General features: G+C 70.6%; 22 protein-coding genes. 10 read left to right on the top strand and 12 right to left on the bottom strand.

What is annotated here, in order from left to right; translation table 11 throughout:
- Positions 1-195 precede the first annotated feature (195 nt).
- The 3 genes from IG08_RS0128985 to IG08_RS0128975 all read right to left on the bottom strand — a co-directional run bounded on the left by IG08_RS0128985 (position 196) and on the right by IG08_RS0128975 (position 3,110).
- A complete protein-coding gene (locus tag IG08_RS0128985; protein ID WP_030608684.1) occupies positions 196-1,293 on the bottom strand; it encodes a GNAT family N-acetyltransferase in 1,098 nt (365 codons plus the stop codon).
- Position 1,294: 1 nt separating this feature from the next.
- Positions 1,295-1,660 (bottom strand): hypothetical protein, encoded by a 366-nt coding sequence (locus IG08_RS54520; protein WP_234343000.1) that lies wholly within the window; start codon positions 1,658-1,660, stop codon positions 1,295-1,297.
- Positions 1,661-1,898: 238 nt separating this feature from the next.
- Positions 1,899-3,110, bottom strand: coding sequence for a S8 family peptidase (locus tag IG08_RS0128975; RefSeq protein WP_030608678.1), 1,212 nt, complete (start codon positions 3,108-3,110; stop codon positions 1,899-1,901).
- A gap of 275 nt (positions 3,111-3,385) precedes the next feature.
- On the opposite strand from IG08_RS0128975, the gene IG08_RS0128970 reads away from it, so the two are divergent.
- Positions 3,386-4,180: an SGNH/GDSL hydrolase family protein gene (locus tag IG08_RS0128970; RefSeq protein WP_030608675.1), complete on the top strand. Its 795-nt coding sequence runs from the start codon at positions 3,386-3,388 to the stop codon at positions 4,178-4,180.
- Positions 4,181-4,190: 10 nt separating this feature from the next.
- Here the strand turns inward: IG08_RS0128970 and IG08_RS0128965 are convergent, their stop codons facing one another.
- The 4 genes from IG08_RS0128965 to IG08_RS0128950 form a co-directional block, all read right to left on the bottom strand.
- Positions 4,191-5,798 (bottom strand): serine/threonine-protein kinase, encoded by a 1,608-nt coding sequence (locus tag IG08_RS0128965; RefSeq protein WP_030608672.1) that lies wholly within the window; start codon positions 5,796-5,798, stop codon positions 4,191-4,193.
- 75 nt (positions 5,799-5,873) lie between these two features.
- Positions 5,874-7,580, bottom strand: coding sequence for a HoxN/HupN/NixA family nickel/cobalt transporter (locus tag IG08_RS0128960; RefSeq protein ID WP_030608669.1), 1,707 nt, complete (start codon positions 7,578-7,580; stop codon positions 5,874-5,876).
- Positions 7,577-9,466 carry a tetratricopeptide repeat protein gene (locus IG08_RS0128955; RefSeq protein WP_234342999.1) on the bottom strand — a complete coding sequence of 630 codons (1,890 nt, stop codon included), beginning with the start codon at positions 9,464-9,466 and terminating at the stop codon, positions 7,577-7,579. The genes IG08_RS0128960 and IG08_RS0128955 overlap by 4 nt, the downstream gene beginning before the upstream one ends.
- A 234-nt stretch (positions 9,467-9,700) precedes the next feature.
- Positions 9,701-11,233 carry a DUF4331 domain-containing protein gene (locus tag IG08_RS0128950; RefSeq protein ID WP_078655790.1) on the bottom strand — a complete coding sequence of 511 codons (1,533 nt, stop codon included), beginning with the start codon at positions 11,231-11,233 and terminating at the stop codon, positions 9,701-9,703.
- 232 nt (positions 11,234-11,465) lie between these two features.
- Between IG08_RS0128950 and IG08_RS0128945 the strand changes: the two genes are divergently transcribed.
- From IG08_RS0128945 to IG08_RS0128930, 4 genes are all read left to right on the top strand, one after another.
- Positions 11,466-12,008 (top strand): sigma-70 family RNA polymerase sigma factor, encoded by a 543-nt coding sequence (locus IG08_RS0128945; protein ID WP_030608659.1) that lies wholly within the window; start codon positions 11,466-11,468, stop codon positions 12,006-12,008.
- Positions 12,005-12,808, top strand: coding sequence for an anti-sigma factor (locus IG08_RS0128940; protein ID WP_030608656.1), 804 nt, complete (start codon positions 12,005-12,007; stop codon positions 12,806-12,808). Before IG08_RS0128945 ends, IG08_RS0128940 begins: the two co-directional genes overlap by 4 nt.
- A 126-nt stretch (positions 12,809-12,934) precedes the next feature.
- The gene (locus IG08_RS0128935; protein WP_030608653.1) at positions 12,935-13,204 is read left to right on the top strand and encodes a hypothetical protein; all 270 of its coding nucleotides are present in this window, start codon (positions 12,935-12,937) and stop codon (positions 13,202-13,204) included.
- A gap of 277 nt (positions 13,205-13,481) precedes the next feature.
- Complete coding sequence (locus IG08_RS0128930) at positions 13,482-15,137, top strand: amidohydrolase (RefSeq protein WP_030608650.1); 1,656 nt, start codon at positions 13,482-13,484, stop codon at positions 15,135-15,137.
- A 4-nt stretch (positions 15,138-15,141) separates the two neighbouring features.
- On the opposite strand, the gene IG08_RS0128925 is transcribed toward IG08_RS0128930, so the two are convergent.
- Together IG08_RS0128925 and IG08_RS0128920 are read right to left on the bottom strand one after the other, a co-directional pair.
- A complete protein-coding gene (locus tag IG08_RS0128925) occupies positions 15,142-15,927 on the bottom strand; it encodes an ABC transporter permease (RefSeq protein WP_030608647.1) in 786 nt (261 codons plus the stop codon).
- Positions 15,924-16,880 carry a daunorubicin resistance protein DrrA family ABC transporter ATP-binding protein gene (locus tag IG08_RS0128920; protein WP_030608644.1) on the bottom strand — a complete coding sequence of 319 codons (957 nt, stop codon included), beginning with the start codon at positions 16,878-16,880 and terminating at the stop codon, positions 15,924-15,926. Before IG08_RS0128920 ends, IG08_RS0128925 begins: the two co-directional genes overlap by 4 nt.
- Before the next feature lie 63 nt (positions 16,881-16,943).
- Between IG08_RS0128920 and IG08_RS0128915 the strand changes: the two genes are divergently transcribed.
- The gene (locus IG08_RS0128915) at positions 16,944-17,648 is read left to right on the top strand and encodes a TetR/AcrR family transcriptional regulator (RefSeq protein WP_030608641.1); all 705 of its coding nucleotides are present in this window, start codon (positions 16,944-16,946) and stop codon (positions 17,646-17,648) included.
- 111 nt (positions 17,649-17,759) lie between these two features.
- On the opposite strand, the gene IG08_RS0128910 is transcribed toward IG08_RS0128915, so the two are convergent.
- Genes IG08_RS0128910 through hmgA form a run of 3 tightly spaced genes read right to left on the bottom strand, consistent with a single transcriptional unit; the run spans position 17,760 to position 21,036 of the window.
- Positions 17,760-18,908 (bottom strand): type ISP restriction/modification enzyme, encoded by a 1,149-nt coding sequence (locus tag IG08_RS0128910; RefSeq protein ID WP_030608638.1) that lies wholly within the window; start codon positions 18,906-18,908, stop codon positions 17,760-17,762.
- A gap of 26 nt (positions 18,909-18,934) precedes the next feature.
- Entirely contained in the window at positions 18,935-19,684 is a 750-nt protein-coding gene (locus IG08_RS0128905; RefSeq protein ID WP_030608635.1) for a GntR family transcriptional regulator, read from the bottom strand.
- 26 nt (positions 19,685-19,710) lie between these two features.
- Positions 19,711-21,036: a homogentisate 1,2-dioxygenase gene (hmgA, locus tag IG08_RS0128900; RefSeq protein ID WP_030608632.1), complete on the bottom strand. Its 1,326-nt coding sequence runs from the start codon at positions 21,034-21,036 to the stop codon at positions 19,711-19,713.
- A 171-nt stretch (positions 21,037-21,207) separates the two neighbouring features.
- On the opposite strand from hmgA, the gene IG08_RS0128895 reads away from it, so the two are divergent.
- The 4 genes from IG08_RS0128895 to IG08_RS0128880 all read left to right on the top strand — a co-directional run bounded on the left by IG08_RS0128895 (position 21,208) and on the right by IG08_RS0128880 (position 26,359).
- A complete protein-coding gene (locus tag IG08_RS0128895) occupies positions 21,208-21,756 on the top strand; it encodes a hypothetical protein (protein WP_052424921.1) in 549 nt (182 codons plus the stop codon).
- A 64-nt stretch (positions 21,757-21,820) separates the two neighbouring features.
- Positions 21,821-22,438, top strand: coding sequence for a TetR/AcrR family transcriptional regulator (locus tag IG08_RS0128890; protein ID WP_030608626.1), 618 nt, complete (start codon positions 21,821-21,823; stop codon positions 22,436-22,438).
- Between the two features lie 137 nt (positions 22,439-22,575).
- A complete protein-coding gene (locus tag IG08_RS0128885; protein WP_030608623.1) occupies positions 22,576-24,813 on the top strand; it encodes a molybdopterin oxidoreductase family protein in 2,238 nt (745 codons plus the stop codon).
- A gap of 139 nt (positions 24,814-24,952) precedes the next feature.
- Positions 24,953-26,359, top strand: a complete 1,407-nt coding sequence (locus IG08_RS0128880) for a CitMHS family transporter (protein WP_030608620.1) — start codon at positions 24,953-24,955, stop codon at positions 26,357-26,359.
- Positions 26,360-26,380: the final 21 nt, after the last annotated feature.

The raw sequence follows: 26,380 nt of genomic DNA, 5'->3' as shown, positions 1-26,380 counted from the left end.
GTGCGGTCACCGAGCACGGCACCCCCCTACCGCGCCCCGCGCCGGTCAGTCGCGGTCCTTGAGCCCTCCCCTAGAGCCGCTAGATGACGGACCGATGCGGGTGAGATGTACGACGGTATTGACGATTGCACCCCTATGGCAAGACCTGGAACGAGGCCTCACGTTTTTGTTGGTTTGACCGTTACAGATTGACTGCTACCGACGACCCGAGCGGATCTTTCCCACCCGTTTGAGCAGTTTGTCGGCTGGTTCGAACAGCTCCGGCCGGGACACCACGACGTTCCGCAGCGCTCGTACCGGCGCGCGGCGGGCGCGGTGCCCGACCGCGACCGGGTGACGGCGTGTCACCCACCCCTCCGACACGTTGAGTTCCCGTGTCTTCAGGGAGTCCTTGTATTCCTTCTGTCCCCTGCCCAGATCCAGGTAGGCGATGCCCTCGGCGGCAGCGGCTTCAGCCATGCGCAGATGCAGGATCAGACCCGGGGAGTACTTCGCGTACGCCGGGTCGTACGCCGGGAACCAGCACGCGAGCACCCGATCGGTACGCAGCCCGAAGTGCGCGGCGATCGGCTTTCCGTCCGCGTACAGCACCGACAGGAGTCCGGCGAACGGCTCTGAGCGGGTGTGGAACAGCTGTTCCACCAGCCCGGTGATCCAGCCCTGGGAGAAGCGGTCGCTGCGGCCGGTCCTGCGGTACTGCGCGGACTTCCAGCCCATCAGCGTGCGCAGGGCGGCGGGATCGCGCTCGTCGTAGACGTACCGCACGTCCTCGGCGTCCCGGCCGAGCCTGCGCTCCTTGGCGAGTGTGGTGCGGGTGAACTTGGGTGACTGGGCGCGGAGTTGGGACAGATACGCCTCGTAGCCCTGGTCGACGTCCATGACCGGCGACGGGAAGCTGCCGGAGGCCTCCGCCTCGAACGGCTGCTGGCCCTCCACCAGGTGGTCGAACTCCCACAGAGCGAGACCGCAGGCCCGTAGCAGCTCCCGGGCGTCCCAGACGAACCCGGGCCGGTGCACCAGCCCCTGGGCGTCCGAGACACCGAAACCGACGGCCCGGCCGACGCCGGCCGCGGTTCTCTGGAACGGGAAGAACGCGGCAGGCTCGCCCTGCTCCCGTACGACCGCGATCCGCACGCCCCGCCTGCACCGGGCCACCGCGAGCGTGAACTCGGGGGACAGGAACGGGTTCGCCAGCTCGGGCGAACCGTGCAGATGGGCCTTGGACTGCAACGCCGTCCACGCCGCCCGATCGGCCGCACTCAGTTCGCCGGGGCGGTACACGCTGATGTCCACGTCAGTTTTCCTGACCCTTCGCCGCACGGACGTGCCGCCGGCGTATCAGCACCAAGAGCAGAAGAAGGCAGCTGATCGTGGTCACCGCCACGATCCCGCCGCGCACCGACCAGCGGTGCACGGCCAGCATGCCCTGGGCCACCAGCATGTTGAGGACGACCGAGCCCGCGACCGAGGCGAGGACACGGCCGAAGAGGTCCAGTCCGTGCAGTGCGGCGGCGATGGCGGCGGCGGGCGCCGCGAGCAGGAAGAAGAGCGTGAGCGGACCGCGCAGCGGCGAGTCCGAGCCGGTCAGCGCGAGGAGCGCGCCGAACACCCCCACGGCGGTCGCGGCGCCGGCGAGAAGTGGCGAAAGGTCTCTCCCCAAGCCCTCTCGCGCCTGCCCGGCGTCGTCCGTGGACGCTCTGGAAGATCTCTTGACACGTATGGTCTGCATTGGCGACTTTGCCCCCTGAAGCGCCGGATGCCGGGCTTCAATGTCGCTCAGCGTCGTGGGGGCCGTCAAGACGGTGAGGGCCCTCGTGGCCTTGTTGGTACGGACTCGGACAGGCGTTCCCCGGAGGCACGAGGTGTCTCCGGGGAACGGGTCTTTCGAGCGGCGCGTGTTACGGGACGAGCTTCAGGAGCTTGTTGGGCGAGCCGGTGCCCGCGCTGGTGACCACGCCGGAGATGGCGCCGTTCACCAGGGCCGAGGCGACCGTGGCCGGGGTGGCCGAGGTGTGCCCGGCGAGGTAGACCGCCGCGGCGCCCGCGACGTGCGGGGTCGCCATCGAGGTGCCGGAGAGCGTGGCGGTGGCGGTGTCACTGGTGTTGTAGCCCGCGATGATCGAGGAACCGGGGGCGAAGATGTCCAGCGTGGAGCCGTAGTTCGAGTAGCTGGCCTTGGCGTCCGCGCTGGTGGTCGCGCCGACCGTGATCGCGCTGGCGACGCGGGCCGGGGAGTACGAGGAGGCGTTGGCGGAGCTGTTGCCCGCCGCGACCGCGTAGGTCACGCCGTCCGCGATGGAGGCGGCGACCGCCGAGTCCAGCGAGGAGGAGGCGGAACCGCCGAGCGACATGTTGGCGACCGCCGGGGTGGTGTGGTTCTCGGTGACCCACTCGATGCCGTCGATGACGCCCGCGGTGGTGCCGGAGCCGCTGTTGTCGAGCACCCGGACCGCCACGATGTTCGCCTTCTTGGCGACGCCGTAGGTGGTACCCGCGATCGTGGTGGCCACGTGGGTGCCGTGACCGTTGCCGTCGCCGGCGGAGGTGTCGCCGTCGACCGCGTCGTAGCCGTACGAGGCACGGCCGCTGATCTGGGTGTGGGTGATCCGGACGCCGGTGTCGATGACGTACACCGTCACGCCGCTGCCCGCGGTGTCCGGGTAGGTGTAGGTGCCGGAAAGCGGAAGCGCGGCCTGGTCGATGCGGTCCAGGCCCCAGGGGGCGCTGGACTGCGTGGTGTCGGCCAGCTCGAAGGTCTGGTTCTGCTCGACGGAGGCCACGGCCGGGTCGGCCGCGAGTCTCTTGGCCTCGGTCGCGGAGAGGGTGGCGGTGTAGCCGTTCAGCACGGTGCCGAACGTCTTCTTGACCGTGCCGCCGTACTCCTTGACCAGGCTCTTGCCCGCGCTCGAGGACGCCTTGAAGCCGGCGGAGCCCTTCTTGAGCGTGACGATGTAACTGTCCTTGATCGCTGTGGGGGAGCCGGCGGCAAGGACCTTGCCCTCGGCCGGTGCGGCCTGTGCGGGAAGGGCGGTGAACCCGCCCACGAGGGCGGCGGTCGCCAGGCTGGTTATCGCGGCGAACCGGAACTTCTTGCTACGCAGTTGTGCCATTACGAGGGAGTCCTCCTCATAGGCGACGCACGCCTGGGTCGGGCGCGCGTCAGTGGGGGGTGTGCGTGATGACGCACACGACCGGGAACGTCGCGTTCCGTTCCTGGCTGGAGTAAAGAGTGGTCCAACTACGGGGGTAGATCAAGAGAGCTGAGCAGGCGTCAACAAATCTGTCATGTTCACGAAATCAGACTTGCTTTTGGCATGGACACTTCCCGTCGATACGCGTAGTTGGTACGACAGTTACGGCAGAGATCCTGCTAAAGGGAGGTTCCATGAGACGTTCCCGAATTGCCGCATACGTCAGCTCACTCCTCCTCGCCACCGTCGCCGTCCTCACCGGGACGGGCACGGCCCACGCGGCCACAGGCCCCTATGTGGCCCTCGGCGACTCCTATTCCTCGGGAGTCGGCGCCGGCAGCTACCTCTCCGCGAGTGGCGACTGCAAGCGCAGCACGAAGGCCCACCCCTACCTCTGGGCGGCCGCCAACTCACCCTCGTCATTCGCTTTCACGGCTTGCTCGGGCGCCCGTACGGGTGATGTTCTGGCGAACCAGCTGACCCCGCTCAGCTCCGCCACCGCCCTCGTCTCGATCAGCATCGGCGGCAACGACGCCGGGTTCGCCGACGTCATGACGACCTGTGTGCTCCAGTCGGACAGCTCCTGCGTCTCCCGGATCAACACCGCGAAGGCGTACGTCGACTCGACGCTGCCCGGCCAGCTGGACAACGTCTACTCCGCGATCAGCACCAGGGCCCCCAACGCCCATGTGGTCGTGCTCGGTTACCCGCGCTTCTACAAGCTCGGCACCACCTGCCTCGGCCTCTCCGAGACCAAGCGGAAGGCGATCAACGACGCGGCCGACTACCTGGACACCGCGATCGCCAAGCGGGCCGCGGACCACGGCTTCACCTGGGCCGACGTCCGGACTGCCTTCACCGGCCACGAGATCTGCTCCGGCAGTTCCTGGCTGCACAGCGTCAACTGGCTCAACATCGGCGAGTCGTACCACCCGACCGCGGCCGGCCAGTCCGGCGGCTATCTGCCGGTACTGAACAGCGCGGCCTGACTCTTGCAGGTCAAGGGGCAGCAGTGGTGGAGGTCTCGCCCGTCGGAGTCGGGGTCGGGACCTCCGTCACGCAAGTCACCGAGAACGGAACCGAGTTGGACGTCGTCTTCTCCGGCTCCCGGACCTCCACACTGATCTCGTTCTCGAACGTCCCGCTCTCGTCGTACGTCGTCACGAACGCCGTGTCCTGCTTGGTCTTGCCGCCGCCCGCCGGGAACGACATGGTCTTCCAGCCCGGATCCATGATCTCGCCGTCCTCCGACTTCCAGCGGTAGCTCACCTGGGCCGGCAGCCGGCCCACCGTGAACGTCGCCGTGAAGGAGGGCGCCTCGCCCTGCGGGGGCGGACAGGCGCCGGTGTAGTCCGTGTTCGACCCCGTCAGCGAGACGTCCACCGACTGCGGCGGCGGCTGGGTCGTGGTCTTCTCGTTCTCGCTGGGTGGGGGCTGACCGCTGTCGTTCTCCGTCTCGGTACCGGTCTCCGCGGGCGAACTCACGCCCGGGCTCTGGCTCTTGGCGGTGTCCCGGCCCTTGCCGCCGCCGTCGCCGCCGTTCAGCAGGGCGTACGTCAGCCCGCCGATCGCCAGCGCGAGGGCGATCAGGCCCGCGATCAGTACGACGGCGGCGCGGCGGTTGCGGTCCGGGGTCGTCGTGGTGGTGGACGCGGCCGGGACGGTGGGCCGCGTCGGTGCCGTCGGCGGCTGCTGGGGCAGGTATGGGGTCTGGGGCTGGGAAGCCGCGATGGTCGGGGTGTACGGCGGCGCCGCCTGCACGGTGTCCGCACGGGGCGTGCCGCCCGCGCCGATGATCCGCAGGTCCTGCTCGGCCTGCTCGGCCGACATCCGCTCGGCGGGGTCCTTGCGCAGCAGCCCCTCGATCACGGGGGTGAGTGGACCGGCCCGGTGCGGTGTCGGCAACTCCTCGTCCACGATCGCGCGCAGGGTGTTGAGAGGGGTGTTCTGGCGGAACGGGGAGTTGCCCTCGACGGCGGCATAGAGCAGTACGCCGAGCGACCACAGGTCCGACTCGGGGCCCGGTGTGCGGCCGAGTGCCCGCTCCGGGGCGAGGAATTCGGGCGAGCCGATGACCTCCCCGGTCATCGTCAGCGCGGAGCTGCCCTCGACCATGGCGATGCCGAAGTCGGTGAGCACCACCCGGCCGTCGTTCGACAGCAGGACGTTGGCCGGTTTCACGTCCCGGTGCAGCACCCCGGCGTCGTGCGCGGCGCGCAGCGCGGCCAGCACCTCGGCGCCGATGTGCGCGGCCCGCTGTGGGGTCAACGGGCCCTCTGCGTCCAGGAGTTCGGCCAGCGAGATGCCGCGGACCAGCTCCATGACGATCCAGGGGCGGCCGTCCTGCGTGGCCACGTCGTACACGGTCACCACGTTGCGGTTGGCGACCCGGGCCGCGGCCCACGCCTCGCGCTCCAGCCGGGCGTACATCCGCTCGACCTCCGAGGCCGGCAGCCCGGCGGGCGCCCGCACCTCCTTGACGGCGACCTCGCGGTACAGCACCTCGTCGCGGGCGCGCCACACGGTTCCCATGCCGCCCTCGCCGAGCGGGGACAGGAGTCGGTAGCGGCCCGCGATCAGACGTTCACTGCCCGGTTCTTCGGACACGGGCTCCCCCTCTTCGCATCCGAGCGAAATCTCCACTCTGCGTGATACTCCGCGCGATTTCTCCCCAAAAGTAGCTCAGCCGAGTGCGGATGCCGCCCCCTTGAGCACCAATCCGGCCCCAAGAGCCACGACGACGAACGCCGACATCAGGGGCGCGGTCCTGCGCACCAGGGCGGTCATCGGGCTCGCCGCCAGCCGGGGGCGCCTGTCCAGCACCCGGGTGACTCCGGTACCCAGCTTGACGACGGCGAAGCCGGCCGCGGTGAGAGTGAGGGCGAGTCCGACGCCGTAGGCGACGACGAGGAGAAGTCCGAACCAGGCCTGGCCGAGGGCGGCCGCACCGACGAGCACGACGACCGCGGAGGGACTGGGCACGAGACCACCGGCGAAGCCGAGAAGGATCGTGCCGCGGAGGGTGGGAGCGATGGAGTGGGTGTGGGTGAAGCCGCCGTGGGTGTGGCGTAGGTGATCGTGCCCGGCGTTCGGTCGTGGGTTGCTGTGGTCGTGAGGGTGCGGGTGGTGGTGCGCACGACCGTGTACGGCGTTGCCGTGACCGTCGGTCGTGGGCGCGCTGTGGCTGTGTGCGGCTACCAGGACCAGCGGGCGCTCGGGGATCTTTTCGTGGGCCTGGGCCTGGGCCTGGGCCTGGGTGTGGTCATGGGAGTGGTCGTGGTCATGGGGGTGGTCATGGTCGTGCGCATGCCCGTGATCGTGGGTGTGGTCGTGCCCGTGTGTGTGGCTTCGGTTGCGCCATGCTCGGCGTAGCAGCGTGAGGCCTGCCACCGTCACCAGTACGCCGCTCGAGATGCCCAGCCACGCGATCACGGACGGCGCTGCCGCCGAGCCGGCCGTGACCAGGAGGCCCAGGGCGACCACGCCCAGCGTGTGGGTGACCGTCACCGAGGCGGCCAGCGGCAGGACGTCCTTCATGCGCGCCTTGCCGCCCCGGGCGGCGGCGACCGCGGCCATCAGGGTCTTGCCGTGGCCCGGTGCGAGCGCGTGCATCGCGCCCAGGAACACGGCGATGAGGAGGGCGAGCGCGGCGAAGCCGACGGTGAGGTCGTGGCGGGCGACCAGGGAGTCCAGGGCGCGGGTCCAGCGGTCGGCGCCGCGGGGCAGGACGGAGGCGGCGGGGGCGTCCCCCTGCTCCTCGACCAGGGCCGGGCCGCCGGTGCGCACGCGCAGGGACGTGGTGGCGGTGTCGGCGGGGGAGGAGAGCAACTCCTGGGGATAGCTGGTCAGTTCACTCGATATCGACTTCGTCGGTACGTCCGACGCGGTGAGCGTCATCCGGTCGCCGCGCGCGGTGATCTCCCGCCAGCCGGGGCCGGAGTCCGCCCCCGCGCTGTGGAAGCCGAGGGCGATGGTGCCGGTCTTGTTCTCGGGCATGGAAGCGGTCAGGCGGCATTCCACCCGGAGGGTGTTCAGCCCGGCCTGACCGGGCCGCACGCGCGCGTGGCTGCTCTCCGTGGTGAGGGCGACCGTACGTCCGTCGACGGTGACCTTGCTGCCTTCCGCCGCCTTCTCGCACCGCTGCCCGGCCCACTCGGTCACGCCGAGTTTCTCGATATCCGGCTTCGCCTGGGTCGCCGGGATCTCGGCGAGGTCCTCGACGTGGTCGACGCGGAGTGCGCCGGGGGCGACGACGAGACCGTCGTAGCGGTTGACGGTGAAGTTGCCGAGGGGGTGTGCGCTCGCGCTGCCGGAAGGGAACAGAGCGAGCGCGCAGGCTGCCGTGAGGACGGCTCCGGCGGAGGCGAACAGACGCCGTCGGGGCTTCACTTGACTGCCTCCAGTGCCGAGCGGGCCTCGCGGGCGCCGAGGGGTGAGAAGCCGGGGTTGAGCTTCAGGGCCGCGGTCAGGGAGGCGCTGGCCTCCTTCGGGTGGCCGGTGGCGCGCTCGATGATCCCGCGGTGGTAGAGGAACGCGGCGTTGCGGTAGCCCGTGGCGGTGGCCTGCCGGGCGTACGGCAGGGCCTCCTCGTCGCGGCCGTTGACGTGCAGGGCCCAGGCCAGCGCGTCCGCGGTGTGCACGGTGTGGCGGCGGGCCCACTCGGCGCGGGCGGCGCGCAGGGCGGACTGCTTGTCGCCGTGGTCGGCGGCCGCGAGCGCGGTGTCCAGGTCGGCGTTGACGCCGTTGGCGCGGGCGAGTGCCGTCCAGGCGTCGACGAGGGCGTACTGGTCGCGGGCCTTCGCCTGGTCGCCCTCGGCGTCTCGGGCCTCGTACAGCTCACCGAGTTCGACGAGCGGGCCGGGCAGCGGGTAGCGGGAGACGACGTCCTCCATGCCCTTGATCGCGGCGGCGCGGTCGCCGCTCGCGGCCTGGGCGCGGGCGCGGCCCTCCAGCGCGGGGAGGTAGGTGTCGTCGGCGGCGAGGGCGCGGGCGTAGTCGGTCAGGGACGTCTTGTAGTCGCCCTGGTTCCAGGCGAGTTGACCGAGCGCGGTCGCCACGTACGCCACGTCTCCCGGGGTGGTGGCGGAGCCGAGGGCCTGTTCCAGGACCGCGCGGGCGGTGCGGACGTCGCCGCGCAGTTCGTGGACGTAGGCGTAGCGCGTGAAGACGGGGATACCCGGACGCCGGGCGTCGGCGAGGTCTGCGGTCTTCGACGCGTCGGCGTAGCGGCCGAGTTCGACGAGGGCGTCGATACGGGAGGACAGGGCGCGTTCGCTGTAGGGGTTCTGCTTCAGGACCTGGTCCGCGTAGGCCAGGGCGTCCTTGAAGTCGTGCCGGGCCGCGGCGAGGGCGGCACGGCCGGCGAGGGCCTGCTCGTTGTCCGGCTGCAGTGCGAGGGAACGCTTCAGAGCCTGCTCGGCCTGCGGATACCGCGACGGGTCGCCCTTTGTCCGGGCCTGCTCGACATACGCGAGCCCGAGGGTCGCCCAGCCGCCGAAGTCCTTCGGCTGGGACCGCAGATGGGCCTGCAGCGCGGTGATACTCGCGTCGAGGTCACGGGCGGCCATGAGCCCCGGGGAGACGGCGGCGGGCGCCGAGGCGACCGTGGCGGTGCCTCCGTCCCGTATCGCCCCGACAGCGATGGACCCGGCGGTCAGCGCGACGGCCAACAGCACGGCGCATCCGGCGAGTTGACCCACACGCCAACGCCGCCCGGCAGCCGCGACCCGCCTGAGGGCGGCGACACGCTGGTCGTCGGGGGTGACTTCGGAAGGGGTGTGGGAGCGGGCGGACTGCGGGTGCGCGTCCTGCTCGGGGGCCCTGCCCCTGGCCGGCTTGGCGGCGTCACGCCCCCCGGTCTCGCGCGCGGCGGTCTCCTGTGCGGAGGGCTCGTGCCCGGCGATTGTCTGTTCGGGGGCCTCTCGGCCGGTGCCGGCGCACTCGGCGACAGTCGGTCCGGTTGTGCCGTTTCCGGCAGCCCCTTGGCCGGCGGGCTCACGTCCCGTGGTCCTGCGCTTGGTGGTTTCCTGTGCGGAGGGCTCGGGCCCGGTGTCGGAGCGCTCGGCGGCGGTCGACGTGGTTGCGCCGTGTTCGGCAGTCCCGTGCCCCGCGGACTCGCTCCCCGCGGCTTCGCGCCCCACTGCATCCTGCCGGGAGGCGATCGCCCGGTCGGAGGCCACTCGTCCGGTGGGCCGGCCCTCGGTGGGCTTCGGCGGCGTGGTCGAATCCGCGCCGTTGTCGCCGGCCGGTGCGCCGTCGTTCGTACGCCGGGGCATGCCCTCTCCTCGGTCAGTGTGCTGTTCACGGAAGGTGTCGTGCAGGCGCGGCCCGCGCCGTGGGGGATGGGTACGAGCGGGCCGCGCCAGTCGGTGGATGGACCGGAGTCCGCGGATCGGGCGGCGCCGCTTCGAGGAGCCGCCCGATCCGCCGTTCACAGGGCCTCAGCGCAGGAACTGCGCGACCGGCCCCCACCGGCCCGCGGTAGACGAACCGCATGACCAGCGGAGCTCCTAGTACGCCCGGTCCCGCATCCGGCGCCACCACAGGAGGCCGGCGCCGATGAGGGCGATGCCGGCCGCGCCGGCGCCCGCGGAGGCGGCGATCAGGGTGGTGTTGTCCGAGCCGGAGGAACCGGCAGGCTGCAGCGCGTCGCCGAGCTGGTTGCGGACGTCGTTGCCCTCGGTCGTGCCCTTGGCGAGCGGACCGCGTGAACCCTCCGTCGGCAGTGCGACGTACGGGAAGGCCTTCTCGAAGTCCTTGTCGTTCTTGTCGACCGCGTCGCCCAGGTCGTTCTTGGCACCGACCAGTTCACCCTCGACGACCTGCAGCGAGGCGTCGATCACGTCGTCGGCGAGCCGACGCCCGTTCGGGAAGCCCGCGTTGTCACCGTCGAGGACGCCCAGCCGCTTGGGGCTGTCCGCCGGCTTGATCGACGTGTTGAGGCGAAGCTCCTCCGCCGGCCGTACGTGCGGCGGCTGGTTGAGGCCCTCCACGCCCTTCAGGAAGACGTCGACGAGGTCGTTGCGCGGCTCGTCCGGCGCCTTGATCTTGTAGATCGCCTCGATGAGCTTCGGCAGCTCCGGGTTGGTCACGTTCTTCAGGAACTGCGCGTCGTCCCACGGCGAGGACGCGTTGAACTTGTCCTTGTCCTTGATCGGGTTGACGACCTCGTTGACCAGCGGCATGCCCAGGCGTGAGACCTGCGAGTAGTACCCCTGCGCGTTCTTGCGCTGGGTGGTCGACCAGATGCCCACGATCGGCTGGTCGTCCGACTCGGTGATCATGTCCGTCGGGACCTGCAGGGCGATCGAGTTGACGTTGTAGCCCTTGAGCGTGTCGTTGCCGACCTCGGTGAGGTTCCCGCCGTACAGCAGGTCGAAGACGCGCAGGTCCAGGAAGAACGGGTCGTCCGCCTGTCCGGCGAACGTCTTGGCGCCGCTCGTGAGCTCGTGGACCGCCTGGTCGCGCAGCGTGGCGTAGTCCGGCATCGACGCCTTGCCGACGTTCGACGGTGCCACCGGCACGTCGTCCGCGAGCTTCGTCTTCGACACGACCTTCTGGTTGTGCAGCTTGAACAGCTCGATGTCGTACGTCTGCGTGATGTTGAGGTCCGGGTCGTCGAGGCTGGTGACCGGGCCCGTGTTGTAGAGGAACGTCTTCTTGTTCTTCGTGTGGGTCTTGAACGTGTACCGGAACAGCAGCTCGCCCTGCGCGTCACCGTTGTTGTCGATGTGCAGGTCGTACTGCGCGTCCTCGGCGAACGGGAAGAAGTTCGGTCCGCCGGCCGGTTCCTCGAAGGGGATCCAGTTGGCGACGAGCGTCGTCGTGTCCGGGTGGTCCGGGCTGACGAACGCGTACACGTCCGTGTTGTCGTACTGGGGTTGCCCCGAGATCAGCGGGGCTTCCCGGTGGCTGGAGGCGGAGGCCGCCCCCGGTTCCAGCGTGGCCACGCCGGCGGCTACGAGCCCCCCGGCGGCCAGCGCACCACATACGACGGTCGCGAGACTCCTGCGTCCCGCACCGCTCCTGGAGATAGGTGTCATGCCGTCCGTCCTCAGTCCAACTTGCCTGACGAACGCGATTCGGAGCGGTCGGCAGGGCGGATTGGTCGAATGCCAAACGTTTTTACGGCGCGACGCAGAACTTGTTTCATCGCCGGGCGACCCGCGTTTTCCGCCGTCTGATCCGTAACCCCATCCGGAGGTGGGTTCGTTGCGAATACCTCGTGGGACGGGACGGCGTCCCAGATGCGGCCTTGCGGGAGGGGGAGACGAGTTGGAGGCGGACGAGCTTCTGGTACTCGTGGCGGGTGGTGACCAGAAGGCATTCGAGGAGCTCTACGGACTGGTGTCCGGGCCGGTGTTCGGGCTCGTACGGCGCGTGGTGCGCGACCCGGCGCAGTCCGAGGAGGTCTCCCAGGAAGTGCTGCTCGAACTCTGGCGGTCCGCCGCGAAGTTCGACCCCGGACGAGGCAGCGCCTTCTCCTGGATCCTCACCCTCGCCCACCGCCGGGCCGTCGACCGGGTGCGCAGCGCCCGCGCGGCCGGCGAACGCGAGCAGCGCGAGGCACGCCGGTCGCATCACCCCGCCTTCGACCAGGTGACCGAGGAGGTCGAGGCCGGCCTCGAACGCGAATGGGTACGCCGGTGCCTGGACCGCCTCACGGCGCTGCAGCGCCAGTCGGTCACCCTCGCCTACTACGACGGCTACACGTACCGTGAAGTGGCCGAGCGGCTCTCCTTGCCGCTGGGCACGGTGAAGACGCGGATGCGTGACGGACTGACCCGCTTGCGGGAGTGCCTGGGAGGTGTGGCATGAGCCTCTTCCGCCGTGGGGATCTCCACTCCCTCGCCGCTCCCTACGCCCTCGACGCGCTGGAACCCAAGGAACGGGCCCGCTTCGAGCAGCACCTCAAGAACTGCGCCATGTGTGCCGCCGAGGTACGGACCCTGTCCGAGGACGCCGTGCGCCTCGCCTGGTCCACCGCCGCCCCGGCGCCGGCCGCGATGCGCGACCGGGTGCTGGCCGCCGTACGCGCGACACCGCAGGAGCCGGTCCGGCAGCCGGAGCCGGCACACGCGCGTACACCCCAGCTGCCGCCCCATGTGTGGGGAGCCCAGCCGCCGCCGCGCGTGCGTCAGCGGCGCCCGCTGTTCGTGCCCTTCGCGACCGCCACCGCCGCCGCGGCCCTCGTCGTCGCCTCGCTGTTCGCCGTGCAGGCCAACGAGACCCAGGACAAGTTGGACGCCCAGCAGGCTCAGGCGCGTGAGATCGCCCACGTTCTCGCAGCCCCGGACGCACGTGCGACCACCGGCCAGGATGCCGACGGCCGAAGTATCGGGGTGGTCGCTTCCGCATCGGAGGGGCAAGCGGTCGTCACCCTGAGCGGATACAGCGCGCCGCCGAGCGGCCGGGTGCGCCAACTGTGGCTCATGCGCCCCGATGCGCAACCGCGCTCCCTGGGCCTCTTCGCCGCCGACACGCCCTTGGTCGCCTCCGGCCTCGATAAATCCGCTACGTCACTCGCTGTGACCGTCGAGCCCGACGGGGGCTCCGTGCAGCCCACTACTCAGCCAGTTGTCCAACTCGCCCTGAAATCGGTTGGATTCGGAGCGTAATCAAGGAGGGGTCGTCAACACCCTTACGGGGAAGGTGAATCCTGTGACCGCGATACACGAGTGCCCCAAGGTGGCGATAGGGTTACCCTGCCCGGGCCGGGTGGACTCGTACGGGTGGGGAGTGACATGGAACAGATAACAGTGCGCAGCAGGGCGAGGGTCCCTGCGATCACTTGCGGGAGCAGCGCGACCAGTTCGCGCCTCGACCGCCATCTCTCGGTGCTGGGCGGTCCTGTCGTCCCGCAGCGGGAAGCGGCTGAGGCGACCTCGCTGATGCTCGAGCTGACCGCCCGTGACACCACGCAGAACCGCAGCGACAGGGGTGCGCGAGTCCGTCGCGTCTCGCTCTTCGCACCGCTGCGCAGACTGCGCCGTTCGCTGTTCGGCGGGCGCTGAGCACCGCGCTCAGACGTTCCTGATCCGCGCTCGGGCGGCCACACCGCCGCGGCGCGTGCTGCGATCCCGTCGTCCGTCATCCCCACGGCATGCAGCAGCGTCCAGGTGTGTCCGCCGAGCGCGGGTACGACCCCCGCTCTCTCGGCCTTCCCCTCCCCGCGCGTAACACCTTTGGCATGCACGCATGTTGACCCGGCAACGTCTCCGGTCCAGGGTTGTTGATCGTTCGCACGTTCCACGTGGCTGATGCACCGATCCTCGACCGCCGGAGGCGCGCGTGTGTGACCTGCACGATCACCATGAGCAGAGCACGTCGACCACCGAGGCCGATCCCGCGATCGCGGCCTCAGCCTCGGCTGATCGCACCGCGTCCAACTACGAGGCTCCCACCGGCCTCGCCCGGGACAGCCCGGCCAAGACGGCCGCACTGGAATGGATCAAGGACCACTCCGACCGGATCACCGGCCTCAACTCCGAGATCTGGGAGAACGCCGAGCTCAGCCTGCGCGAGTGGAACTCCTCCCTCGCCGAGGCGACCTTCCTCGAACAGGCGGGATTCGACGTTGAGTTCGGCACGGCCGGCTTCCCGACCGCGTTCACCGCCACCTTCTCCCACGGCACCGACGGCCCCGTCCTCGGCTTCAGCGGCGAGTACGACGCGCTGCCCGGCCTCTCACAGCACAAGGGCGTCGGCCACCACGACCCGCGCGAGTACATCCACGACCCCTTCGCACCGAGCTACGGCCCGGGCCACGGCTGCGGCCACAGCGCCCTCGGCACGGCGGCAGCGGCAGCGGCGGCGGCCGTCGCGCAGGCCGCGCGTCGGCACGGGCTGCCGGTCACCGTGAAGTTCTTCGGCTCGACCGCCGAGGAGATGCTGATCGGCAAGACATACGCGGTCAGCAAGGGCGTCTACGACGGTCTCGACGCGTTCCTCGACTGGCACCCGTCGACGTCCAACGCCACCGGCTGGGGCTCGCACACCGCGATGGCGGCCGTGACCTTCACCTTCCTCGGCGTCGCCGGCCACGGCGGCACCCCGCTCGGCAACAAGAGCGCGCTGGACGCCGCAGTCATGATGGCGACGATGTCGGAGTTCCTGCGCGAGGAGAACCTGGCGGCGAGCGGACGCCTGCACTGGGTGATCAACAACGGCGGGGACATCCCGAACGTGACCCCGGAGATCGCCGAGATCTCCTACTACGTACGAGAAGGCAGTCCCGCCCGGGTCCAGGTCCTGCTCGACAAGGTGATCGCCGTCGCCGAGGCCGCCGCCGGGGCCTCGCAGACGAAGGTGCGGCACCGCGTCACCTCCGCCTGCTGGAACCAGCTGCCCTCCAGGTCCTTCGCCGAGCTGATGCACGACAACATGCGGCAGATCGGCGCGCCCGAATTCAGCGGCGAGGCCCACGAGTTGGCGATGGAGCTCCAGGAGTCCCTGGGGCTGCCGCAGAAGGGCATGCACGCGGAGGTCGCCGAACTCACCGCCCCCAACCCGGTGTTCATGGGCGGCGGCTCCACGGACGTCGCCGACATCAGCTGGAACGTGCCCACCGTCTCCATGGGCGCCGCCCTCGCCCCGATCGGCACCAAGATGCACACCTGGTCCACCGCGTCCTGCGCCGCGGCCGCTCCCGGTCAGGCGGCCGTGCTCGCCGCCGCCAAGTACCTGGCAGCGACGGCCGTCGACCTGCTCACCCAGCCCGAGCGGCTCAAGGCGATCAAGGACGAGTTCGAGGAACGGACGCAGGGCGTCGAGTGGAAGACGGCCCTGCCCGAGGGCTACGAGCCGCCGATGTACGAACCTCCGGCGTGGTTCCTGGAGAAGACCGGCCAGACGTGGCCGCCGAAGAACATCACCTGGCCGCCCCAGCGGGTCGTGTCGCAGGAGAAGTTCTCCTCGCTCGGCCCCGAACTCACGCCCCAGACCTAGGAGTTCACTGCTCGCCGTGCGCGTACCGGCGCACGGCGAGCGGGGCGAACACCGCGAGCAGCACCGCGCACCAGGCCAGCGACCCGGCGACCGGATGGGCCACCGGCCAGGCGGCTCCGTCCGGCACGGGCGCGTTGCCGAACAGGTCCCGCAGGGCCGTGGTCACCGCGCTGATCGGATTCCACTCGGCGACCGTGCGCAGCCAGCCGGGCAGGTTGTCCGTGGGGATGTAGGCGTTGGACAGCAGCGGCAGCATGAACGTCGCGCTGCCCAGCTGGCCGGCCGCCTCCTCGCTGCGGGAGAGCAGCCCGAGGAAGATCCCGACCCAGGTGCACGCGAACCGGAACAGCAGCAACAGGCCCACCGCGGCGATCGCAGCGGCCGCCGACCCCTCCACCCGCCAGCCCACCGCGAGCCCCACCAGCAGGAACGGCACCGTCCCCGCCGTAGTGACCACGAGGTCGGCCGCGGCCTGCCCGAGCGGCACCGCCGCCCGGCTCATCGGCATCGTGCGCAGCCGGTCCGTCACGCCCCGGTGGACGTCCTGGGCGGCCTGGAACATGCCGGTCATGATCCCGTTGGCGGCGGTCGCCACCAGCAGCCCTGGCACCAGGAAGGAGCGGTACTCGGCGCCCGGCATCGCCAGCGCGCTGCCGAAGACGTAGCCGAAGAACAACAGCATGGTGATCGGCATGGTCTGGGTGAGGATCGCCAGCGCGGGGTTGTTGCGGACCCGCAGGAGCTGGCGGCCCAGCATGGCCGTGCCGTCGTAGGCGAGCGTGCTGCTCATGCGGCTACCTCCTCTCCGGTCGACTCTTCTGCCGTCAGACGCAGGAACACGTCGTCGAGGGTGGGCGGTTTGAGGCTCGCGTCCAGCAACGGCACGCCCGCCGCGTCGAGTTCGCGCACCAGCCGGGGGAGCGTGAGCGTGGTGTCCCTGGTGACCGAGCCGACGGAGTTCCGGGCGTGGTCGAACGACGGTTCACCGCCGGTGAGTTGATCGAGGACGCCCGCCGCCTGCACCAGCACGTCCGCATCCGCGACGACGACCTCGACGTAGGTCCCGATGAGCGCCTTGAGCTGGGACGGCGAACCCGTGTGCGCGACCCTCCCCCGGTCCACCAGGGCGATGTCGTCGGCGAGTTGATCGGCCTCCTCCAGATACTGCGTGGTCAGCAGGATCGTCGTGCCGTCCTGCTTGAGCTCGCGGACCGCGTCCCAGATGTCGCCCCGGCTGGCCGGGTCGAGACCCGTGGTCGGCTCGTCGAGGAACAGGACGTCGGGGCGGCGGATCAGGCTCGCCGCGAGGTCGAGGCGGCGCCGCATTCCGCCCGAGTAGGTGGCGGCGGGCCGGTCGGCGGCCTCGGTCAGCCCGAAGCGGGCCAGGAGGTCGTCGGCCCGTTCGGCCGGCCCGCGCACCCGGTGCAGCCGCCCGAAGAGCCGCAGGTTCTGGCGGCCGGTGAGGTCCCCGTCGACCGAGGCGTACTGCCCTGTGACGCCGATGGCGCGCCGTACGGCCGCGGCCTCCCGGACCAGGTCGTGGCCCGCGACCCTGGCCGACCCCGCGTCCGGGCGCAGCAGCGTGGTCAACAGCCGTACGGCCGTGGTCTTGCCCGCCCCGTTCGGCCCGAGGATCCCGCAGACCGTGCCCTGCGGGACGGCGAGGTCGAGGCCCCGCAGGGCACGCACCTCGCCGAACCGCTTCTCCAGACCCTCACTAAGTACAGCGTACGTAGTTGTCATACCCTGACCATAGCGCACTACGTACGCTGTACGTAACTAGGATGGTGGCCGAGGTGATGATCGATGGCAGGCCGAGCGGCCGTACCCGAAGTGATCTGGGCCCGTCCCGAGCGGACGGGGCGGGGGCCCAAGCCTGCGTTCACGCGCGCCGACATCGCGGCCGTCGCGGTGCGGCTCGCCGACGCCGGGGGACTCGACGCGGTCTCCATGCGGCACGTCGCCGCCGAACTGGGCTGCGGCACGATGTCGCTGTACAACTACGTCCCCCGCAAGGAGGACCTGCACGAGCTGATGGTGGACGCGGTCGGCGGCGAGCACGAGCTGTGGGAGCCGAGCGGCGACTGGCGGGCCGACATGCTCCGGGCCGCCCGCCAGACCCGAGCACTGATGCGCCGCCACCCCTGGCTGCCCGCCTTGATGTCCCCGGTCTACGGCTTCAGCCCCAACTCGCTGCGGTACCTGGAGCACTGCCTGGCCTGCCTGGACCCGCTGGAGGCGACCTACGGCACGAAGATCCAGCTCATCGCGCTGCTGAACGGCTGTGTGACGACGTATGTCGGCAACGAACTGGCGACGGCCGAGCGCACCCGCTCGCTGCCCTGGTCCGAGGAGCAGGAGAACGCGGTGCGGATCGCCTATCTGGGCAGCCAGATCGCGAGCGGGGCGTATCCGCGCATGGCCGCGGCCTTCATGGAGGACTCCGGGCCGATCGATCTGGAGGCGGCGTTCGAGTGGATGCTGAGGAAGGTGATCGACGCGTTTGGCTAGCGCCTGCTTGGCCGTTGTTTGTCTGCGGCGCCGTTGTGGCTGGTCGAGCAGTTCTCCGCGCCCCTTGAGGGTGCTGCCCAACCGCCGACTGCACCGGACCGCCCGGCCCGCTCAGAGCAGGGCGTACTGCCCCTCGGGGCCCTCCTCGTGGTGGTCCAGGACCGACGCTGGGCGATGGGCCGACTCCGGCACCGGGAGTACGTCCGCTCTGTGCAGCTCCGCCGCCGTGATCGGGGCCGTGACCGTCAACTCCTCCCGCTGCGGTCGTAGTTCCGCGAGCAGGGTCAGGACGGTGATCAGCTCCAGCAGCTCCGAGGTCCACGTCTGCGGCCAGGTCGCCGGGCGGATCGCCGCCAGTGTGCCGGGTTCCGGCTCGGTGGTGCGGGTCGTGAACCACTGCTCCAGGACGCGTACCCCGGTCACCTCGAAGTCCCAGGCCTCGGGCGGTACGGGGGAGACGCGGCCCTCGTCGAGGTGCAGGGTCTCCTCGTCGCGGTCGTAGTGCAGGGCCAGGGGGCGGGAGGGCAGCGGGGCGCGGACGTACGGGCGACGGCCGCCGGGGAGCTTCGGGCGCTCGCCGTCGCGGCGCATCAGCCACAGCAGCCGGTGGCCCAACTCGACGCCCCGCGTCCAGAGTTCGGGGTCCTCGGTGAGCGGGACGGCGAGCGTCGGGCGCGCGGTCGCCAGGATCCAGGCGAGGACGTCGGACGGGGTGGGGGACAGGGCCAGCCGGGCGCTCAGGTGCTCCAACAGGCCCGGTGCCAGGTTGGGTTCGGTGCCGCCGGGGCGGCGGTACAGCGGGCGGATGCGGCCGGGGCGGGAGAGCGGGAGCAGGGACGTCGCCAGCAGGGGAGCGTCGGGGGCCTCGACGACGAAGACCTGCCGCTCGTCCGCGACCCGCCACAACTCGGGCCGGGCCGCGTCGATCAGCCGGTGGTCGGGGATCAGCCACTGCTCGTCGAAGGGGGCGTGCAGCACACGGACGGGCTCCGGGCAGGGGCCCGAGGCACGGAGCAGCTTCTCCGTGCCGCCCGGCTGTCCCGGGAGCTGCCCGACCGCCGAGCGCAGGGTGCGCGAGCGGGTCGGCTCGAACAGGGCCTCCCGGTCCGGGCCCTCGGCCTTCACCAGGGCGTCCCAGCGGGCTTTCAGGGATGCTGCGTCGGGGCCCGTCGGCCACCCCCGGCCGAGCCGCGGCGGTGCGACGGTCCACGGCATGAGGTCCGCCAGCAGCGGAGCGTCGTCGTGCGTCACGCTGGGCATCGTACGACTTGGCAAGGACATGGGGGTCAGGTGGCGTCCAAGGTCACCGTGAAGGAGAAGCGATCGCCCCGGTAGTGGATCACGGCCACGTCCAGCGGGCGCCCGTCACCGTCGTACGTCACGCCCGTGTAGAGCAGGATCGGGCTGAGCAGCGGGACTTGGAGGAGGCGCGCCGTCTCCGGGTCCGCGAGGCGGGCCTCCACGGTGTCCGTGATGCGGCTGATGTCCGCCCCGACGACATCCCGCAGCACCTTGGTCATCGGCCAGCGGACCAGGTCCTGCGGATCGATGCGGGCGGCCAGTTCGGGGCGGACGTAGTTGCGGGCGTGGTTCGTGGGCTCGCCGGTCTTCTCGTCGCCGCGCAGCCGGTGGTACGTCGCCACCGCGTCGATCTCCGGGAAGAACTCGGTGAGTTCGGCCGGCACGGGTGTCCTGCCGTGGTCGAGCAGCTCGGTGACCATGCCGGACTGCTGGGCCACGATCGCGTCCACCGAGCCGAGCAGGCGTACGGGCGCGCCCCGGCGGGCGTCCGGCTCGATGAACGTGCCGCGTCGGCGGTGGCGCGTGATCATCCCCTCGTCCTCCAGCTCCTTCAGCGCCTGCCGCATGGTCAGCACGCTCACGCCGTAGTGCCCCGCCAACTGCTCCTCGGTGGGCAGCCGCAGCGGGTCCTGCGGCGCGCGGCCGAGTATCGAGGCGCGCAGCGACTGCGACACCTGATACCAGAGCGGCAGTTTGCGGTTCAGGACGATCGAGTCCGGGGCGAAGGAGGTCACGGGTCATCCGTACCGGTCGTCGACGATCAGCGCAACGGGCGGAAGTGACGTTCGAGGCCCCGCCACACGTCGTCGTAGTGCGGTTGCAGGTGGTCCGCGTGCGCCGCGTGCGCCGTCAGTGTCACCGGCCACCGCGTCTCGAACATGAACGCCAGGCCGTCGTCGACCTTCTGCGGCCCCAGCTCGGCGGCGCTCGCCCGGTCGAAGGTCTCCCGGTCCGGCCCGTGCGCCGACATCATGTTGTGCAGCGAGCCGCCGCCGGGCACAAAGCCCCCGGGACCGGCGGTCTTCGCGTCGTACGCGCCCTCGACCAGGCCCATGTACTCGCTCATCACGTTCCGGTGGAAGTACGGCGGCCGGAAGGTGTCCTCGCCCACCAGCCAGCGCGGCGCGAAGACCACGAAGTCGACGCCGGCCAGGCCGGGGGTGTCGGACGGGGACGTCAGCACCGTGAAGATCGACGGGTCCGGATGGTCGTAGGAGATGGTGCCGAGCACATTGAAACGGCGTAGGTCGTAGATGTACGGCACATGGTTGCCGTGCCAGGCGACGACGTCGAGCGGCGAGTGGTCGTACGTCGCCGTCCAGAGGTTGCCGCAGAACTTGTTGACCACCTCCACCGGGCCCTCGACGTCCTCGTAGGCGGCGACGGGTGCCTGGAAGTCCCGGGCGTTGGCGAGCCCGTTGGCACCGATGGGGCCGAGGTCGGGGAGGCGGAAGGGGGCACCGTAGTTCTCGCACACATAACCCCGTGCCGAGGCATCCAACAGCTCCACACGGAAGCGCACCCCACGCGGAACCAGCGCCACATGTCCCGGCTCCACATGCAGCAGCCCGAACTCCGTGTGCAGCAACAGCCCGCCCCGCTCCGGCACGATCAGCAGCTCGCCGTCCGCGTCGCTGAAGACGCGGTCCATCGAGGAGTTGGCGTGATACAGGTGCACGGCCATGCCGGAGCGCTGGGTCACGTCGCCGTTGCCGCCGAGGGTCCACAGGCCGGCGAGGAAGTCGGTGCCGTCGGCGGGGTCCGACAGGGGGCTCCAGCGCAGCCGGTTCGGGTCCGGCACGGACTCCGTGAAGGGGGCCGTACGGATCCAGCCGTTGTGCGTGTGCGTGAACGCCGGGTGCGCGGCCGACGGGCGGATGCGGTAGAGCCAGGAACGGCGGTTGTGGGCCCGCGGCTCGGTGAACGCCGAACCGCTGAGCTGTTCCGCGTACAGCCCGAGCGGGGCGCGCTGGGGAGAGTTGCGACCCTCGGGCAGCGCGCCCGGGACGGCCTCCGAGCTGTGCTCGTTGCCGAAACCGGAGAGATAGGTCAAGCCCTCGGCGGTCTTCCGCGAGTCCCCGCTCATGATCGCTCCCTTGCGGTCTGATTCCTATGCTTCACCGTAGGATTGCGGTCTGGCGGGCGCAAGAGGACGGTGGAACCACCTCGGGTGTACGGGCCTCCTCATGGAGGACGAGGTGAGAACCAGACCCCAGGGGGATCCGAGGTGTCGGACCGGTGTTCTACGCTCCCGGGCATGTCGTGGACGTGGAGGCCTCTTGCCGCGCTCGCGGTCTGTGTCCTGCTGCTGACCGGATCCGCGGGCTGCGAATCCGGTGACGCGCAGGAGAACAAGAACGGCGCGTCGGTCTCACCGGTGGGCAAGGTCCTCGACGACACCGACAAGGAGGGCCGCCACTACCGCGAGGTGGACAAGGACGAGGCCCCCGAGGTCGGCATCGAGGTGCAGCCGGACGCCGACGACAGCTGGACCGTACGGCTGACCGTGAGCGACTTCCGCTTCTCGTCCGCCGGCGCGAAGGCGAAGGCGGTCGCCGGCCGCGGCGTCGCCGTCCTCCTCGTGGACGACAGCCCCGTCGCCACCCTCCGCACCCCCGAGTACCGCCTCCCCGCCGGCTATGTCCCGCACGGCACACATCACCTCACCGCGCGCCTGTACGCCGACGACGGCACCGTCTGGGCCGTGGACGGCGAGCCGGTCGAGAGCACGGCGGACGTCACGGCCTCGGGGAAGGGCCCGGCGAGCACCCCGACGGCCACGGCGAGTACGGACGGCGGGCGATGAGTGCCACGGGCGCCCGGTCCCGTACCGGGGGGCAGGGTTCACCGGACCGCGGCGGAAAGGCATCATGAAGCCCGTGCCCCAAGCGACATCGCTACGCCGTGCGCCCGTGCAGCGGCGCAGTGCCGAACGACTGACCAGAATCCTCGACGCCTGCGCCGACCTGCTCGACGAGGTCGGCTACGACGACCTGAGCACCCGGGCCGTCGCGCTGCGCGCAGGCGTCCCCATCGGCTCGGTCTACCGCTTCTTCGGCAACAAGCGGCAGATGGCCGACGCCCTCGCCCAGCGCAACCTGGAGCGCTTCACGGAGTGCGTCACCGAGCGCCTGGGGAAGTCCCGGGACGGCGGCTGGCGCACGGCGATGGACGCCGTCCTCGACGAGTACCTGGCCATGAAGCGCACCGCGCCCGGCTTCTCCCTCGTCGACTTCGGCAACCAGATCCCGGTCGGCTCCCGCCACGCCGAACCCAACCACCGTGTCGCCGACCGCCTCACCGACCTCCTGTCCGGCTACCTCGACCGGGAACCGGACGAGGACCTGCGCCGCACCTTCCTCATAGCGGTCGAAACGGCCGACACCCTGGTGCACCTGGCCTTCCGGGTGACGCCGGAGGGCGACGAGAAGATCATCTCGGAGGCCAGGGAGCTGCTGCGGGCGTATCTGGCGCGGGTGCTGGACTGACCTGGGGCGCGTGCCGGACCGACGGCGCGCGGGTTTCCGACCTCACCCCCCGAGGGGCCTCCCCTCCGTGCCTACCGGTCGGTATGCTCGGCACGAGTATGTGCGTCATCGTCGCCGCCGCCCTCCGGGAGGACCCCGTGTCCCGCACCGCCCTGCGCATCTGCCCCCTCTGCGAGGCCACCTGTGGCCTGACCCTCACCATCGAGGGGGCCCGGGTCACCGGCGCCCGAGGCGACCGCGACGATGTGTTCAGCAAGGGGTTCATCTGCCCGAAGGGGGCCTCCTTCGGGGCCGTCGACGGCGACCCCGACCGGCTGCGCACCCCGTTGGTGCGCAAGGACGGCGAGCTGCGCGAGGCCACCTGGGAGGAGGCGTTCGACGCGGTCGCCGCCGGGATCCGGCCCGTCGTCGAGCGGTACGGCCCGCACGCCGTCGGTGTCGTCCTCGGCAACCCCAACGTGCACACCATGGCCGGCGCCCTCTACCCGCCGGTGCTGCTCGCCGGGCTCGGCACCCACAGCGTCTTCACCGCGTCCACGGTCGACCAGATGCCCAAGCACGTCTCCAGCGGACTGCTCTTCGGCGACGCCAACGCGATCCCCGTACCGGACCTGGACCACACCGACCACCTGCTGCTGATCGGCGCCAACCCCCTGGAGTCCAACGGGAGTCTGTGCACCGCCCCCGACTTCCCCGGCAAGCTCAAGGCCCTCAAGGCCCGCGGCGGCACCCTCACCGTGATCGACCCGCGCCGCACCCGCACCGCCAAGCTCGCCGACCGGCACCTCGCGATCCGGCCCGGCACCGACGCGCTGCTCCTCGCGGCGATGGCGTACGTCCTGTTCGAGGAAGACCTCGTGGCGACCGGCGAGTTGACCCCGCACCTCCAGGGGCTGCACGAACTCCGGTACGTCGTACGGGACTTCACCCCCGAAGCCGCCGCCGACGCCTGCGACGTGGACGCCGGCACGATCCGCACCCTCGCCCGCGAACTCGCCGCCGCCCCGACGGCCGCCGTCTACGCCCGCATCGGCAGCTGCACCGTCCCGCACGGCACCCTGGCCAGCTGGCTCGTCGACGTCCTCAACATCCTCACCGGCAACCTCGACCGCCCCGGCGGCGCCCTGTTCCCGCAGGCGGCCACCGACAGGACGCCCCGGCCCGCCGGGCCCAGCCACGGCTTCGCACTCGGCCGCTGGCACTCCCGGGTGTCCCAACACCCCGAGGCGAAGGGCGAGTTGCCGCTCTCCGCGCTCGCCGAGGAGATCGACACCGCCACGCAGGAGGGCGAGCCGATCCGCGCGCTCATCTCCGTCGCCGCCAACCCGGTCCTGTCCGCACCCGACGGCGACCGCCTCGACAAGGCCCTCGGCTCGCTCGACTTCATGGTGAGCGTCGACCCGTACCTCAACGAGACCTCGCGCCACGCCCACGTCGTGCTGCCGCCGCCCCCGCCCTCCCAGAGCCCGCACCACGACTTCGCCTTCAACACCCTCGCCGTACGCAACCAGGTCCGCTACACCCGCCCCGCCGTCCCCCTGGAGCCCGGCCGCATGGCCGAGACCGAGATCCTGGCCCGGCTGACCCTCGCCGCGACCGGCATGCACGGTGCCGACCCGTCCGCCGTGGACGACCTGGTCATCGGCCAGACCCTCGGCAAGGCGGTCAAGGAAGCGCACTCGCCGGTATACGGACGCGAGCCCCGCGGTGTCGCCGCGCAGCTCACCGGCGACACCGGCCCCGAGCGCCGCCTCGACATGATGCTGCGTCTCGGCCCGTACGGCGACGGCTTCGGCGTACGACCGGACGGGCTGAGCCTGGAGCAGCTGCTGGCCCACCCGCACGGCCTCGACCTCGGACCGCTGCGGCCCCGCCTGCCGCAGCCGCTGAAGACCAGGAGCGGCAAGGTCGAACTGCTGCCGCAGCCGATCGCCGACGACCTGCCCCGTCTGCTCCAGGCGCTGAAACAGCGCCCCGAGGGCCTGGTCCTCATCGGCCGCCGCCATCTGCGCTCCAACAACAGCTGGATGCACAACGTCCCCGCCCTCACCGGCGGCACCAACCGCTGCACCCTCCACATCCACCCCGAGGACGCCGAACGGCTCGGCGTGCGGGACGGGGCGCCCGTACGCGTGAAGGGAGCCGGGGGAGAGGTGACCGCCCCCGCCGAAGTCACCGACGGAGTGCGCCCGGGTGTGGTGAGCCTGCCGCACGGCTGGGGCCACGACCGGCCCGGCACCCGCCTCAGCCACGCCGCACAGGACCCCGGCGTCAACGTCAACCAGCTCCTCGACGGCAGCCTGCTCGACCCCCTGTCGGGCAACGCGGTCCTCAACGGCGTACCGGTAAAACTGGCCGCCGTAACCACCCTGTGAGCTGAGCAAAGCCGTGACCTGCAGTTTTGCGCTTATTGCTCACGTGTCAACGTCTTGTTAACGCCGTTTGAACGGACCTAACGTCATCGCACCGCCTTCCCCGGTGGGATGTTCAAGGGCGAACGTTAGGTATCCACTCATGCTGACCATCCTCGGCTTCGCCATGATCGCGACCTTCCTGGTCCTGATCATGATGAAAAAGATGTCGCCGATCGCGGCGCTCGTGCTGATCCCGGCACTGTTCTGCGTCTTCGTCGGAAAGGGCGCCAAGCTCGGTGACTACGTCATCGACGGCGTCACCAGCCTCGCCCCCACCGCGGCGATGCTCATGTTCGCGATCGTCTACTTCGGTGTGATGATCGATGTCGGTCTCTTCGACCCGATCGTCCGCGGGATCCTGAAGTTCGCCAAGGCGGACCCGATGCGGATCGTCGTCGGCACCGCCGTGCTCGCCGCGATCGTCTCGCTGGACGGCGACGGCTCGACCACCTTCATGATCACGGTCTCGGCGATGTACCCGCTGTACAAGCGCCTGAAGATGAGCCTGGTCGTGATGACCGGTGTCGCCGCGATGGCCAACGGCGTGATGAACACGCTGCCGTGGGGCGGCCCGACCGCCCGCGCCGCGACTGCGCTGAAGCTGGACGCCAGCGACATCTTCGTCCCGATGATCCCGGCCCTCGCCGTCGGCCTCCTGGGCGTCTTCGTCCTCTCGTACGTGCTCGGCAAGCGCGAGCGCAAGCGGCTGGGCGTGCTCACGCTGGACGAGATCCTGGTCGAGGAGAAGGCCGAGGAGACCGAGACGGTTCTGGTGGGTGCCGGTGGTTCCGGTGACTCGAAGACCCCCGTGACCACCGGCGGCGCCGGCTCCGGCACCGACGCCGAGGAGGGCGACGCGGAGCGCTTCCAGGTCCTCGACCCGAACCGCGCCACCCTGCGCCCCAAGCTCTACTGGTTCAACGCGCTGCTCACGGTCACCCTGCTCACCGCCATGATCATGGAGTGGCTGCCGATCCCGGTGCTGTTCCTGATCGGCGCGGCGCTCGTGCTCACCGTGAACTTCCCGCACATCCCGGACCAGAAGGCCCGGCTCGCCGCCCACGCCGACAACGTCCTCAACGTCTCCGGCATGGTCTTCGCCGCCGCCGTCTTCACCGGCGTCCTCCAGGGCACCGGCATGGTGGACCACATGGCCCGCTGGATGGTCGACGTCATCCCCGAGGGCATGGGCCCGCACATGGCCCTCGTCACCGGCGTCCTGAGCCTCCCGCTCACCTACTTCATGTCGAACGACGGCTTCTACTTCGGCGTCCTCCCGGTCCTCGCCGAGGCCGGCGCGGCCCACGGCGTCTCCCCGCTGGAGATGGCCCGCGCCTCGCTCGTCGGCCAGCCGCTGCACATGTCGAGCCCGCTCGTCCCGGCCGTCTACGTCCTGGTCGGCATGGCCAAGGTGGAGTTCGGCGACCACACGAAGTTCGTGGTCAAGTGGGCTGCGCTCACATCCCTCATCATCCTCGGGGCAGGAATCCTCTTCGGGATCATCTGACCGTTCGCCCGACCGCTCGAC

Origin of the sequence: Streptomyces fulvoviolaceus, from assembly GCF_000718165.1 — a bacterium.
In the GTDB taxonomy this organism is placed as follows: Bacteria; Actinomycetota; Actinomycetes; order Streptomycetales; family Streptomycetaceae; genus Streptomyces; species Streptomyces fulvoviolaceus.
The sequence above is the reverse complement of the archived record's forward strand: the minus strand, read 5'-3'. Positions and strand labels throughout refer to the sequence as shown.

Coding starts and splice junctions, on each gene's coding strand:
- IG08_RS0128975 (WP_030608678.1), bottom strand. CDS start 3,110: ATGGCACAACTGCGTAGCAAGAAGTTCCGGTTCGCCGCGATAACCAGC.
- IG08_RS0128970 (WP_030608675.1), top strand. CDS start 3,386: ATGAGACGTTCCCGAATTGCCGCATACGTCAGCTCACTCCTCCTCGCC.
- IG08_RS0128955 (WP_234342999.1), bottom strand. CDS start 9,466: ATGCCCCGGCGTACGAACGACGGCGCACCGGCCGGCGACAACGGCGCG.
- IG08_RS0128950 (WP_078655790.1), bottom strand. CDS start 11,233: ATGACACCTATCTCCAGGAGCGGTGCGGGACGCAGGAGTCTCGCGACC.
- IG08_RS0128940 (WP_030608656.1), top strand. CDS start 12,005: ATGAGCCTCTTCCGCCGTGGGGATCTCCACTCCCTCGCCGCTCCCTAC.
- IG08_RS0128935 (WP_030608653.1), top strand. CDS start 12,935: ATGGAACAGATAACAGTGCGCAGCAGGGCGAGGGTCCCTGCGATCACT.
- IG08_RS0128925 (WP_030608647.1), bottom strand. CDS start 15,927: ATGAGCAGCACGCTCGCCTACGACGGCACGGCCATGCTGGGCCGCCAG.
- IG08_RS0128920 (WP_030608644.1), bottom strand. CDS start 16,880: ATGACAACTACGTACGCTGTACTTAGTGAGGGTCTGGAGAAGCGGTTC.
- IG08_RS0128915 (WP_030608641.1), top strand. CDS start 16,944: ATGGCAGGCCGAGCGGCCGTACCCGAAGTGATCTGGGCCCGTCCCGAG.
- IG08_RS0128910 (WP_030608638.1), bottom strand. CDS start 18,908: ATGCCCAGCGTGACGCACGACGACGCTCCGCTGCTGGCGGACCTCATG.
- hmgA (WP_030608632.1), bottom strand. CDS start 21,036: ATGAGCGGGGACTCGCGGAAGACCGCCGAGGGCTTGACCTATCTCTCC.
- IG08_RS0128895 (WP_052424921.1), top strand. CDS start 21,208: ATGTCGTGGACGTGGAGGCCTCTTGCCGCGCTCGCGGTCTGTGTCCTG.
- IG08_RS0128890 (WP_030608626.1), top strand. CDS start 21,821: ATGAAGCCCGTGCCCCAAGCGACATCGCTACGCCGTGCGCCCGTGCAG.
- IG08_RS0128880 (WP_030608620.1), top strand. CDS start 24,953: ATGCTGACCATCCTCGGCTTCGCCATGATCGCGACCTTCCTGGTCCTG.